The sequence below is a fragment of the Corynebacterium felinum genome (genome assembly GCF_030408755.1).
GTDB lineage: Bacteria > Actinomycetota > Actinomycetes > Mycobacteriales > Mycobacteriaceae > Corynebacterium > Corynebacterium felinum.
In genome coordinates, this window is sequence record NZ_CP047209.1 from 1,670,460 (window position 1) to 1,684,037 (window position 13,578).

At 53.4% G+C, this 13,578-nt stretch carries 8 protein-coding genes; 4 read left to right on the forward strand and 4 right to left on the reverse strand.

Translation table 11 applies throughout. The features are described 5' to 3' along the window. Positions 1-43: 43 nt before the first annotated feature. Positions 44-1,831 carry an aspartate--tRNA ligase gene (gene aspS / locus CFELI_RS07170; protein WP_277105580.1) on the reverse strand — a complete coding sequence of 596 codons (1,788 nt, stop codon included), beginning with the start codon at positions 1,829-1,831 and terminating at the stop codon, positions 44-46. Positions 1,832-1,929: 98 nt separating this feature from the next. Between aspS and ypfJ the strand changes: the two genes are divergently transcribed. Further along, positions 1,930-2,814: a KPN_02809 family neutral zinc metallopeptidase gene (gene ypfJ / locus CFELI_RS07175; protein ID WP_277105579.1), complete on the forward strand. Its 885-nt coding sequence runs from the start codon at positions 1,930-1,932 to the stop codon at positions 2,812-2,814. Positions 2,815-3,035: 221 nt separating this feature from the next. On the opposite strand, the gene CFELI_RS07180 is transcribed toward ypfJ, so the two are convergent. The 3 genes from CFELI_RS07180 to CFELI_RS07190 form a co-directional block, all read right to left on the reverse strand. Beyond that, the gene (locus tag CFELI_RS07180; RefSeq protein WP_277105578.1) at positions 3,036-5,855 is read right to left on the reverse strand and encodes a DEAD/DEAH box helicase; all 2,820 of its coding nucleotides are present in this window, start codon (positions 5,853-5,855) and stop codon (positions 3,036-3,038) included. A 119-nt stretch (positions 5,856-5,974) separates the two neighbouring features. Continuing rightward, positions 5,975-7,984, reverse strand: a complete 2,010-nt coding sequence (locus CFELI_RS07185; protein ID WP_277105577.1) for a YhgE/Pip domain-containing protein — start codon at positions 7,982-7,984, stop codon at positions 5,975-5,977. Further along, positions 7,981-8,838 (reverse strand): hypothetical protein, encoded by an 858-nt coding sequence (locus tag CFELI_RS07190; protein WP_277105576.1) that lies wholly within the window; start codon positions 8,836-8,838, stop codon positions 7,981-7,983. The genes CFELI_RS07185 and CFELI_RS07190 overlap by 4 nt, the downstream gene beginning before the upstream one ends. A 210-nt stretch (positions 8,839-9,048) precedes the next feature. On the opposite strand from CFELI_RS07190, the gene CFELI_RS07195 reads away from it, so the two are divergent. The 3 genes from CFELI_RS07195 (at position 9,049) to CFELI_RS07205 (ending at position 11,862) form a co-directional block, all read left to right on the forward strand. Continuing rightward, on the forward strand, positions 9,049-9,702 hold the full coding sequence (locus CFELI_RS07195; protein ID WP_277105575.1) for an NAD(P)H-dependent oxidoreductase: 654 nt from the start codon (positions 9,049-9,051) through the stop codon (positions 9,700-9,702). 75 nt (positions 9,703-9,777) lie between these two features. Continuing rightward, positions 9,778-10,482: a hypothetical protein gene (locus tag CFELI_RS07200; RefSeq protein ID WP_277105574.1), complete on the forward strand. Its 705-nt coding sequence runs from the start codon at positions 9,778-9,780 to the stop codon at positions 10,480-10,482. A gap of 21 nt (positions 10,483-10,503) precedes the next feature. Beyond that, a complete protein-coding gene (locus CFELI_RS07205; RefSeq protein ID WP_277105573.1) occupies positions 10,504-11,862 on the forward strand; it encodes an L-serine ammonia-lyase in 1,359 nt (452 codons plus the stop codon). The last annotated feature ends 1,716 nt before the right edge of the window (positions 11,863-13,578 follow it).

Consider the following 13,578-nt stretch of genomic DNA (forward strand, 5'->3'; position numbering starts at 1 on the left):
ATGTCGTGGGGATGTGGAGATAGGTCTTCCATGTTACCTTGCGCTAGTTCTTTTCAGCCTTAGGTTTGAAATCAACACCAGTTTCTTTGCGCTGCTGCGCTGGGATTGGGGCTGGCGCGTCGGTCAGTGGGTCGACGCCGCCACCGGACTTCGGGAAGGCGATGACGTCGCGGATGGAATCGAATCCGCCCAGCAGGGAGACAATTCGGTCCCAGCCAAATGCAATACCGCCGTGAGGAGGTGCACCGAATGCGAAGGCTTCGAGCAGGAAGCCGAACTTTTCCTGTGCTTCTTCCTCGCTAATGCCCATCACCTTGAACACGCGCTCTTGAATGTCGCGACGGTGGATACGAATGGAGCCACCACCGATTTCGTTGCCGTTGCACACGATATCGTATGCATATGCCAGTGCTTCGCCTGGGTTGGTATCGAAGGTGTCCTGGGACTCTGGCTTCGGGGAGGTGAATGCATGGTGAACTGCGGTCCATGCAGAGTGTCCGAGAGCGACGTCGCCGGAAGCGGTCGCGTCAGCGGATGGCTCGAACATTGGGGCGTCGACGACCCAGGTGAATGCCCAGTCGTCTTCCTTGATGAGGTCGAGTTTGCGGGCGATTTCGCCACGAGCTGCGCCGAGCAGTGCGCGGGAGCTCTTGGTGTCGCCTGCTGCGAAGAAGATGCAGTCGCCTGGCTTAGCGCCGACGTGTGCTGCGATTCCTGCGCGCTCGTCATCGGAGAGGTTCTTGGCTACAGGCCCACCGAGTTCACCGTCTTCGCCCACGAGGATGTAGGCAAGGCCCTTGGCGCCGCGCTGCTTTGCCCATTCTTGCCAGCCGTCAAGTTGGCGGCGTGGCTGGGATGCGCCACCTTCCATCACCACTGCGCCGACGTATTCATTTTGGAAAACACGGAATGGGGTGTTGGCGAAGAACTCGGTGCATTCGACAAGCTGAATGTCGAAACGCAGGTCTGGCTTGTCGGAGCCATAAAGGCGCATGGCTTCGTGGTAGGTCATGCGTGGGATTGGCAGTGGGATTTCGTAGCCGATGAGCTTCCACAACTCTGCAACGATTTCTTCGGCAAGCGCGATCACGTCTTCCTGATCCACGAAGCTCATTTCGATGTCGAGCTGGGTGAATTCTGGCTGGCGGTCAGCACGGAAGTCTTCATCGCGGTAGCAGCGTGCGATCTGGTAGTAGCGTTCCATGCCCGCAACCATGAGCAACTGTTTGAACAGCTGTGGGGATTGAGGCAGCGCGTACCAAGAGCCTGGCTTGAGGCGTGCTGGAACCAGGAAATCGCGCGCACCTTCAGGAGTGGAACGGGTGAGAGTGGGGGTTTCGATTTCCACAAAGTCGTGGGTGTCGAGAACTTTGCGTGCTGCCTGATTCGCCTTCGAGCGTAAGCGTAGTGCGCCGCCTTGGGTTGGGCGTCGCAGGTCGAGGTAGCGGTACTTGAGTCGCGCTTCTTCGCCTACTTCGCCCCCCTTGGCAGAGTCGTCAATTTGGAATGGCAGTGGTGCGGCCTCATTGAGCACTTCCATTTCGGTGACGTTAATTTCGACGTCGCCAGATGGGAGGTTGGGGTTTTCAGATCCTGCTGGTCGTAGTTCGACAACGCCGGTGATCTTGAGGCAAAATTCGCTGCGGAGGTGGTGAGCTTGCTCCGCTACCTTATTCTCGCGGAATACGACCTGTGCGATGCCGGAGGAGTCGCGTAGGTCAATAAAGATTACGCCACCGTGGTCGCGACGGCGGGATACCCAGCCTGTCAGGGTTACTGTCTGGCCAGCTGTCTCCTTGCGGAGTTCTCCCGCGAGATGAGTGCGCAGCACGTGCACCAAATCCTTTCAATTTATTTTTACACTGTGTTCAGAGTTAAGAATTGTACACCCCGCACACCAAGGTGGGTCAATATGAAACAATGTAGGGTATGACTTTCAAAGGCAATATTAGGAAATCCGGTAATCGTGTGACTACTGGGGGTGGCCGGGGTTCAGGTGGCCGGGCTGGCGGAATAGCGGTCGGCGGCGGCATTGGCACCTTAGTGTTGATTGGTATCGTATGGCTGCTGGGTGGGGATGTGCAGGATATTAATCAGATTTTGAATCAACAGCCTGCCATTGAACAGGGTAAGGATCAGAATCAGGGCGAACGGGGTTTGGATCACTGTGATGTGAGCGATTCTGCGAATAAGTACGCTGATTGTCGCGTGGAGTATACCGCGTTGTCTTTGGATAAGGTCTGGGGCGTACAGCTGCCACGCCAGATTGGTATGGAGTATGTGCCACCTGCGGTGAAGGTATTTAAAGGTTCGACTGGTTCTGGTTGTGGCATGGCGAGTGCCGCGACTGGGCCGTTTTATTGTCCAGCTGATCAGACTGCGTATTTTGATGTGACGTTTTTTGATCAGTTGCATCGTTTTGGCGCGAAGAATGCACCGTTTGCGCAAGAGTATATTATTGCGCACGAGTTTGGGCATCATTTGCAGCACATGCAGGGCACATTGAGCAAGAGTAATTATAATGAGCCTGGTCCTGATTCAGCTGCTGTGCGTTTAGAGTTGCAAGCTGATTGTTATGCAGGTGTGTGGGCTCATTTTGCCGATAAGGGTGCAGATGCGTTCTTGCAGCCTATTACGAAGCAGCAGGTCGCTGATGCGATGTTGGCTGCCGCAGCGGTGGGTGACGATAATATTCAGCGTCGTTCGGGTGGTCAGGTGCGTCCTGATTTGTTCACACATGGTTCTTCTGAGCAGCGCCAGCAGGCATTCTTTACCGGCTATTCCACGGGAAATATGAAGGCGTGCACGCTGTAGTGGCAGGCGATGTTCATACTGGCGTCACAGATAGTGTGCACACCACTATTGCAGGCTAGGTGCCGTCGTGCGTTTCGACGACCCCACCTTACCCCAGTCAGTATCACCGCCACCTGTTAGCACGGCTGCACGCAAGCGAACGTCGTAACCGCACGCTGGTGTGGGATTGAGCGCAATAGTGTGCAAACGCAGCAGTTTGTCGGTGATATTTCCACTACCTACTACCCCACAACGTCCTTGTGATCAGGTTGAACAGGCGTGCTCTCTGCACCGCTGGCATCTGCATTAGAGTCGATCACGCCAGTATCTCCGGCCTCGGTTTGAGCATTTTCTTCGACACTCTGATCATCGCTGGGCACAAGCAGTCCAAGGCGTTCGCGTTCAGCATGAATAATGAAAGCGGCTAGTTTGCTTTCCGAAACATCAATCGCATCAGGAATCTCCCCAACCTCCGACACACGCGCATACTCGTCAAAAATCTTTCGCTTGCCCGCAGTAACATCCAACAAAATCTCATCCACGGTTTCATCCCCCACCATCCGGTGCACCTGTACCACTTCGGTCTGCCCCATACGGTGAGCACGGGCAATAGCCTGATCCTCCAACGAAGGCTTCACCTGCACCTCCGCCAAAATAACCACACTCGCTTTTTGAATATTCAGGCCCACACCACCAGCACCAATCTGCGCTAGCAACACATTGCCGCTCTGTCCGAGTGCGTCGACAAGCGTCTGCCTGCCAGCAGGGGGAACATCGCCACTGATCACACCTACGCAGCGTGCACCCAACTCCGACTCCAACCTGGACAAGACGTCACGGAAGTACGAAAAAATCAACACATTACGCTGCTCAGCGGTCGCTTCTTCCACTATTTCGCGGATGCGTTCAACCTTCGCCGACATCGGGGAAGGTGCGACGAAGGCCGCGCGACGTGCCTTCATCCAATGCCCCTGCGCAATCGCATCCGCATACTCAGCGTGATCAGCAGTACTCAGCTCCACCCACTCGACACTTTCGATTTTCTGCGGAAGTTCATCAAGCACATCCTTTTGGTTTCGCCGCAAATAAGCCGGAGCCACCTGTTTTCGAAACGCCTGCGGGGAACGCGCCTGATCCAAACCAGCAACCAGTTCAGGCTGTACATACCGAATCAGCTGCACAAATTCGCCGATGCGATTTTCAATCGGCGTGCCGGTCATCAATAACGCACAATCGGCTTCCGCAATCAAACGTGCGCAAGCCTTCGACCGCAACGCTGAAGGATTCTTCACCATATGCGCCTCATCAACGATCACTAATGTAGGCTTCGGGATCGTCAACGACCGCGCACCCTCATAAGTAACAATGAGCATGCCCCCATTCTCTGCCCACTGATCCACCACCAGTTGCTTAGCATCCCCGTGGCCGATATGCACATCCAAATGGGTGAATTTCGCCGTCTCACGGGCCCAGTTCACAATCAGACTTGCGGGAACCACGCACACAATACGCCCACCGTCAGCGGCGATATGCGCTGCGACAGCCAAAGCCTGAACAGTCTTGCCCAAACCCATCTCATCGCCGAGCACAGTTTTCGCGCGAACGATCGCAAATTTCGCACCAAAACTCTGATAGCCACGTAGATACAAGTCTTTGAGCAGTGTGTCGTTCAGCCTTAGTTCCCGAATCGCCTGTAAAGTATCGTCATCTAAGCCTAGGTCAGTGGAATAATCCCCCGTCCCTACCAAACTGTTAAGTAACGACTGGTAATGGGCAGGGCGCGTAAGATAGTCGGCCCAGGCTGTATCACCGGAAATTGGGGCGGGTTCTGGCGGAAGGAAAGAATCTGGGACAGCGCCGGCCCATGCTAAATCATCTAAAAACTGACTCGGCAACGCCTGAGAATTACTCAGCATTATGAAGGGCGCCCCCGTGGGCGACAGTGTCGGCACTGGGGTGAAATAACCTAACAGCCGCTCACGGCGAGCCTTTTGTTCAGCATTTAGCGTATCCGCTGCTGCATAGGTCGCTAAAACGCGGACCAGTTCCATCGCTGCTTGGGTTGGCTCATTGCCGATGCGCATATCGGTACTCGTTGCAGCCTCCGTATACAGTGTTTGGGCTGCGGCTTTCATTCTGCTTGCTGTTTGCACGCCAATGCCTGAGATTTGGGTCAAAGCGCTCAGTGGTGCTTTGTACACGTCGTAGACGGTACAAATTCCGGCGGGTTCAACTCCCTGAAAGCGTAAGCGCTCATTGGTCACATCCTTCAGCTTTTCCAAGGGCATCGCTTTGATCAGAACCTCGGCACGCTCAGCGCGAATCCGTGCCAACGCCTGTGTAGCCGCTTGGGCGAGCATCGGCTCACCATAGGGGCACTGGTGAATGCGTGCCACCAGCTGCACTGCCGGATAAATAAAGCTGCGGTCGAGGGTGTCTACTTTCGGGGCGTGCACATCGAGCGCTTCACATAGAGCCGCATGCACAGCTTCGGGGTAATCTGTGGTTGTCAAAGACACTCCCGCCTGCTGCTTTCTATGCGCATCCGCGGCACGCTGAAGATAGAAACGCGCCTGAGTGTCTAACTCAAGTAGATGTGGATCCATAAGGCGCTGCTCTAATTCTTCCGCTGCCAGTTGCGCACGCTCTACTGCGCCACCGCGCATGAGTTTGCCAAAGAATCCGTCAGCGGCATGCTGAGAGTCACGATAAAGCTGGCCTAGTGGTTGAATTTTCTCAATCAACGCAGATAGTACTGCGAAGCATTCAGACGAATTAGCCGAAGTCCCCGTTTCCACCTCAGGCGCATTCGCGCGAGTATCAATGCCACTGTGGGTACCCAGTAGTTCGGCACGTACATACAATCCGTGGGGCCAGGCAACGGTGGCTGGATCGATGAGATAAAGATATTCCTTTGCCGATTCAATGCTGATGCGCTGTGGGATACTCACCTGCGCTGCCCGATCACTTGTCAAGTCAGCCTGTAAAGCGAGAAGGGCAGGCAGCATGGAATTCAGGGCTGCTGCTCGGTTGCGAAGAGCATTGAGGCGGTTTCGGTCCATAGCTTTCAATGCTAGGCCACACCGACTGGCTTTGGATACACAGACTCCCCGCTTCTACCCTTTGTTTTGTGGAGGATAGAAACGGGGAGTTGGTGAAAATGCCATGTGCTTTTCGCGTGTTACACAGATACTTCTGGGCGGAAGTCCTTCATGCGCCACTGTCGGTCGCGCAGGGCTGCCAATGTGGAGGCAGTGAGGAACAACGCACCGATGCCGAAAAGCACCATGATTGCTTGAAGGGTGCGTGGGTCCTGCCAGTAGTCGGTGGTGAAGATCATCTCACGCAGGAGGTTCACCGAATAGGTCATCGGGTCGTAGGTGTGGAACCAGCGCAGTGGCGCAGGTTGAGTCTCAGGCGGGTAAAGTCCACCGGAGGAAACGATCTGTAGTGTCATTAAGCCGATACACAGCACACGTCCCACCGTTGCGCCGAATACGGCGTTGAGCCCCTGTGTGATTGTCATAAACACCACTGAAGTCAGGCACATGGCAAGCAACAGTCCAAGCTCGTGCTCTGCATGCATGCCGAGACCGAAGCGCTGAACTAAGAACATGACGGTTGCCTGTGCAATACCCACAACTGCGGCTGGGAGGTAGCTGGCGAGCACACCTCGTATGGGGGTTGCGCCGGAGTCGATGGCGCGACGCTGCAGCGGATGCAGCAGCATGAAGGTGACGGTTCCACCCATGAACAGCCCCAGTGAGATGAACATGGGGGCGAGGCCTTGCCCAAATAGCCCCATGCTGTCGCGGGTTTCCACCTGCTTCACGGGTGTGGAGATTGCCTGTGCGGCGTTATCGCCGAAGTTGGGGATTTTCTCCGCGGACTGGTTCAGTTTCAGCGCCAGCTCCCCTGTACCTTCATCGAGGCTGACAAGGCCGGTGGCGAGCTGGTTTGCCCCGACGGTAAGCTGCTGCGATCCTGCGGCGAGCTTGCTGGTGCCGTCGGCAAGGGTACGTGTGCCCAGCACGAGTTTTTCGCTACCATCGTTGAGCTTATGCAAGCCTAGGGCGAGAGTGCGTGCAGCCTCGGCGGCTTTGTCCACACCGCCGCGGTATTGAGCTTCGGGGTCGGTCAGTTGGCGATGGATTTCTGCGGCACCTTGGTTGAGCTGGTTGAGTTTACTCACGATGTCTGTGCCGTTACCTAGGCCGTTTGCTTGGATGTTGGCAACAAGGTCGTCGGCAGCTTGGGCAAGCTGAATTGCTTGCGGGATCCCTGTTTGGCGCAGTTGGGTGCTTAAGTTGATCAGTGGCGCTAGTGCTTGATTTTGCGCGTCGACTGCGCGAGTGGCGCCACCGACGAGCGTATCGACGCCGGCAGCAACTTGGCCCGCACCGTCACCGAGGCGATCGGTTGCGGCTGACAGTTGTTCCAAGCCTTGGGCAAGCTGTTCGGAACCGTTTGATGCAACACCAAGCCCGTCGTTGAGCTGCTGTGCACCATCATTGAGCTTTGCTGCACCTTCGGCTGCTGTGTCGAGGTTGGCGGAGAGTTTCTCCGCGCCATCATTCAGCTTTGCTGCACCTTCACCAGCTTTAGTGGAACCTTCGTGGAGCTTTTCGGCACCATGGCCTGCTTTATCCAACCCTTGGTTGATGGTTTCAAAGCCCACGATGAGCTGATCAACAATCTTTTCACCCAGATTATCGTTGACTTCCGACAGCACGCGCATTACCACTTGGTTACCTAAAGTGGTGGCCAGCAAGCCATTGGTGTTGTCATACACCGCATGCATGGTGGCCTGATGTGGCGAATCGGTATTCACACTCGCCACTGCTTGGGAGAAGTCTGTGGGGAATTCGATAGCAAAGTAATACGTGCCATCTTCAACACCTTCTCGTGCTTGCTGCGCGCTGACGGGGTGAAAATCAACGGCTTTGGTTTCCAGTAGCTTTTCAACAATCTGGTCACCGGCATTCAGCTGCTTATCCCCTACCTTTGCTCCTTCGTCAGAATTGACAAGTGCTACAGGGAATTGTGGCATGCGGCCGATTGGATCCCAGTAGCTCCACACAAAAAGTCCACCGAATAACAGCGGCATCAAGATGATGACAAGTAAGGCCAGCGGTGGAAGCTTGCCCCTACCAAAGCGGCGCAATTCTGTGCCTATGTGCACAAGGCTCATTGTGCACCTCCCTCGGTGTTGTGGTCATGCGCAGCCGAAATGGTGCGAATGTTTTCGTCCATAGCCTGTGGCTTAGTGCGTCCCCGCAGGCTTATACGCTTGTTCTTTGCATGTTGGTTTCGGTAGCGCGCAGTGTTATCTTCAGTACTCAAACGCGCCGGGTTATCGGAATAAGAAAGATGCGACAAGTCAATCACCGTGTCGCAAATATTTTCCGAGTCAGGATTACAGGAGAACACTACGACAGGCATGATCGCACTGAATTTCTTCAGCTCTCGCAGCAGGTGATCGCGTAGTTCCAAACTGCGGACCTGGTCGAGGTCGTCGACAAGCAACATCGCTGCATCAGGACGCGCCATAATAGCAAGCACCACACGCAAGAGGAAACGATCAGAAGGATTCAAATCGTTCACCTTCAACGTTTTCGCCTGCTCGTTGCTCATAAAATCGCCACCGAATGGGTGGAAGCCCACGACTTGTGCGGCGTGCACATAGGAACTGATGTTGTCGATGCTTCGTGGGGTGAGCTTGTACCACGGCAAATGCCACGCTGCTTGTTCCCGAATCACGCTGCGGACAGGAACTAGGCGCTCTAACGTGTCAATTTCTGGGACACCTGCAAAGGCAATAGCGAAAAATCGCTGGCGGCTGCTTTCCAAATCATGCGAGTCGGTGTGCAACACTACTCGACCGGATTGTGGGTGCATACGTCCCACAATGGTCATGGAGAGGGTGGTTGCGGATTGCTCGCGTTGGGTTTTGATGAGGGTTAGTCCCTCACGTGGGAGAGAAAAGTTGGGGAATGTTACCCCCGAAATCACCGTCAATTCTTCGACGGTTATGATGTTGTTCACGGCTCTTAGCTTTCGTTATCTTGCACGTGTTCACGGTGAAGTTAAGCATCTATCTTTGTCCTGCACTGAGTGATTGTCACGTTTTGCAGTCCATGGTAGTCGGTGTGAAAGTTTTAGCGCTGTGTAATTCTCATCCACCCCCTGCACTCCCCCGTACCTTGAGCTTTTTCACTAAACACGGCGGAAAACGGGAGTATTATTTTTCTTGATATGGCTACTTTAACCGTTATTTCCGCTGGACTTTCCGAGTCATCGACCTCCACCCGCTTAGGTTTATCCATTGCAGATGCCGTGATTAAGCAGGCACAATCTCATTTTTCGCACAGCTTGCAACAAGCTGAGCCTCAGGGGAATTTACGGAACTTCCCCAGTATGGTTTCAGGTTCGCAGTCGTGCACTGTTGAGGTGATCGAGCTTAAAGATCTCGCACTGGAATTAGCAGTAGCTATGACGCAGCTCTATTCCCCTACACCACCTGACACTCCTTTGCTGGACAAGGCTTTCGCACTGGTGGAAAAAAGCGATGCACTTATTGCAGTAACACCTGTGTTCCAAGCTTCCTATACTGGGCTTTTCAAAATGTTTTTCGATGTGCTCAACTGTGATCTGATCAAGGGTAAGCCTTTGATTATTGCCGCTAATGCTGGCTCACAGCGCCACGCACTGGTGTTGGAATACAGTTTGCGCCCGCTCTTTAGCTTCTTAAAAGCCAAGGTTGTTCCGACCAGTATTTTGTTTACACCCTCCGATCGTGATCCTGGTTCGCCTGAAGCCCAAGCGAAGTTCGAATCCCGCATTGCTCGGGCCGCCGAGGAACTTATCTCGCTGCTGCCCAACCACACCACGCCGTCAGCGTCGACCTAGTCGCCGCGGCGTTGTGCGCGTAATCCTGCCCAATGTGTGCCCTAGATGCTTATCGAAGCAATAAGCTTGAATACCATGAGCACAGCACACATCCATCGCGCTTACCCGTTTCTGGCGGCATTTAATGACATTGAGGCTTTTATTCGTTCCAAGCTGGATGCAAAGTCCGGTGAGAGTTTTTCCCGCCTGATCCGTGAGGCGGAGCGGGAACGTTATTTGACCACTCCTCAGGCTCACATGTTGTTGGAATTTACAGAGCTGCGTAACGCTATTTCTCATGGGGCCTATGATCACGATTTTGAGCCGATTGCCGAGCCGAATCAAAAGACCGTGGACCAAATCATGGCCTTGCGCACACTTTTGACCAACCCTACCGCGGTGTTGGATTTACTACCAGAGCAAAAAGTTAGTGTGTTTGCACCTGACTTTTTACTCATTGAGGCATTGAAGAAGCCGTTTTCAAAATTTCCGGTATATGAGCACAAAATCTTCCAGGGCCTGATTGTTGCCCAAGATATTGTGACGTGGCTCAAGCGCACAAAACCGGACTATTGTATCGATCCGGCCACGACTTTAGGTGAGGTTATCTCCGCATCGCGGGCGCCACACTGTTGTGTGTTCTTGCCTAAAAATGCCACCAAGGTGGAGGTGATGCGGGCAATGACTACCCCAATGGGGAAATATCTTCCGCGGGCTGGAATCATCACTGAGCAGGGCACGGCCGATCAAAAGCCGTTGCGGATTATCACCCCCACAGAGCTCGCTATGTTAGTGACCTAGATCTCATATACTCTTATCTTTATGACCATCAGTGTTGTGGATCTTTTTAGCATCGGTATCGGCCCATCCTCGTCGCATACCGTCGGCCCCATGAAGGCCGCCAAACTTTTCCTTGAGCATGGCAATGTCCATGCTGGCGACCATGTTGAAATAATTCTTCATGGCTCTCTTGCCGCCACGGGCAAAGGCCATGGCACAGACCGTGCGGTGTTACTCGGGCTTGCAGGCCTAGATCCTGCCACTGTTGATCCGGCCCAAGAGCCAACTCCTGGTGCTGATGTTGAGCCCACGGGATGCATCAATGGGATTTTTTATTCGATTGTTTTCGACCCTACCCCGCTGCCGGAGCATCCGAATGGCCTTAGTTTTAGCTGCAACGATGTTTCGTGGCGCTATTTTTCTGTCGGTGGCGGTTTTGTGCTGCGTGAAGATGAGATGGCAAACCAAGCCGCTGCTGGCGCAGCTGCGGTTGCTGTGAGTGCCCAATCGTTACCGTTTCCTTTTACTACTTCCACTCAGTTGCTTCAGGTGTGTGCGGATTCTGGTTTATCTATTCCAGCGATTATGCGCGCGAATGAGGAAGTGTTGCACGGTGATTTCCGAGTGATGAGCGATCATTTGGATCGGGTGTGGGCAACGATGCAGGAGTGCGTGAAGGCGGGAATGCGTACTTCGGGTATTTTGCCTGGGGGTTTGGGGGTTCAGCGGCGTGCTGCTGATTTGTATAAGCGGTTGGCAAGCCCAAAGTCTGCTTTTGGTTTTGACGCTTTGGCGGGAATGGAGTGGATTAATCTCTATGCGCTGGCGGTGAATGAGGAGAATGCTGCTGGTGGTCGTGTGGTTACTGCCCCGACGAATGGTGCTGCTGGCATTATCCCTGCGGTGATGCACTATATTCGGGATTTTTGTGCCCCGAAGAATGAGAAGTGGCCGCGGGAGTTTTTGTTGGCTGCTGGTGCGGTGGGGATGATCATTAAGGAAAATGCTTCTATTTCTGGTGCTGAAGTTGGCTGCCAAGGTGAGGTGGGTTCAGCGGCGGCAATGGCGGCTGCCGGCTTGTGTCAGGTGATCGGCGGCACGCCGAAGCAGGTGGAGAATGCTGCTGAGATTGCCTTAGAGCATAATTTGGGTTTGACCTGTGATCCGGTGGGTGGTCTGGTGCAGATTCCGTGCATTGAGCGTAATGCGATTGCTGCGGTGAAGGCGGTGAATGCTGCGCGTCTGGCTTTGCATGGTTCTGGTGTACACCGAGTCACGCTTGACGACGCCGTGGCCACGATGGCTGCAACCGGTCACGACATGATGAGTAAGTACAAGGAGACTGCTACTGGTGGTCTTGCCGTGATGCTTGGTTTGCCCGTGACCATCACCGAGTGCTAGTTCTGCTCAGTGCGAATCAGCCAACAGCTAGTTATGCGCCAATGTGAATTACAGTGCCGAAAAGGTACGGGCAACACCTCTCAATTGCGAAACGGATAAACATACCCCAAAGCACATGAGCCTAGGTTTCAAACAATCACGTGTGAACATGAACTTCCCTGAATGTCCGTGGCAATACCGCCACCAACTCAACATAACTACTCGCCAAAGTTTTACAGACATCTTCCTGTCCGGGAAACCAGAGTGGATAATGCGGTTTTCACGCCAGGAAACTGCGTGTGAGACCCCAACCTGTGGGTTTGAGGGTCTCATCAACGCCAAGCACCCAGTGTGATGTAAGTTGTCGCCCTGGAAAAACGCCCTGATCAAAAAACACCTGTGCACTTGTACTTTCTGCCCCACTGGGTACCCACTACAGGCATGCTTAAGCTTCGGCCTGGGCTACACAGGAGATCACAGCCGCACGTAGTGCTTTCAAGATCCTACGGGGATAGGCAAATCCTGATCGACGCTGCTGGAAAAACTACAACTGCCTTAACCTCTACCCCCTTACTTTATGCGCTCGAAATGCTGCAAAGGAGTGGTAGTCGGATCGCGCATACAGCACGCGACGTTGAACGTATCTGAACTGTGATCGTGTGCGCTTCGGTGGTGCTCGAGGGCTTTAATGTATAAGCGAAATATGGATTCGACATAGAGCAAGTGCTACACATAAAACCGCAGGTCAGATTTTGACATGGTCACTGAAAGTCGAATCAGTATTTTTGAATCAATTCCCTCGTATTAATAGGAAAATTTTTGCCGAGGCGAACACCTAACCACTTCGTTTATCCCGCAGCTCCCTACCCTTTCCCGTGCGATAATTCTGCGCAGGCGCATTCTCCCGTGAGAAACCCTCTAAGTACTAGTGCCTAACACTAAGTAGGGCTCTCCCCCCAGTAAACGGCGTGTGATAACCACGGAGAAAGGAAGTGGGAACAGGGTATAGACAAAGATTTTTAAGGGCAAGCCTACATCTTCGAGCCCTAGCATGCGTTCCAGTTGGCTACCTTTCAAGATGAGTTCCGAGTAGCCCCACGTAATTATTTGCGAACCTGCCCAGACTAAGAGCAAAACGCAGAAAAACCGAAGTGTTTGCATTGATACCCTGCCCTTTCCTTCAGTACCAACGGTACGGATTCCATCCGAGGGCACTTTATCACAGCCGTGCATAATGATGTTTGGACTACCTTTATAGCAAACGATTTCCACTGTTGCAGCTGATCGGAAGGTAAAACGGCATTCTAGGGAAGGTGCTCGCGAATCCAGTACAATCTTCTGCCCGCGTTCGAAAGCCCCTTTCGCTCTGATTCCTTCAGATCAGCTTTGATTCATATAGTTCTAGCGGAATGTTTCGTTAACTTTAACGAAACATTCGGCCTGAAGTCATACAAGGAGGTTTTCTCCCTAGGGAAGCACCTCTGCGCAGAATTATCCTTCCACAAGGAACTAAGCCCCTGCGGAATGAGTGCGGCGACAAGGCACCCACCCTAACAAAAACACCTATCAATACGGGGGGATTGATTCAAAAACACTGATTCGACCTTCAGCACAGTTGTTAAAAATTGACCTGCGGTTTTGCAGATAGCACTTACTCTATGTCGAATCAGTATTTCCCTACTCAGGGCTGCTAAGAAAACTAACACTAATGCTGTAAGGAAACTCAAGGGAAAACTG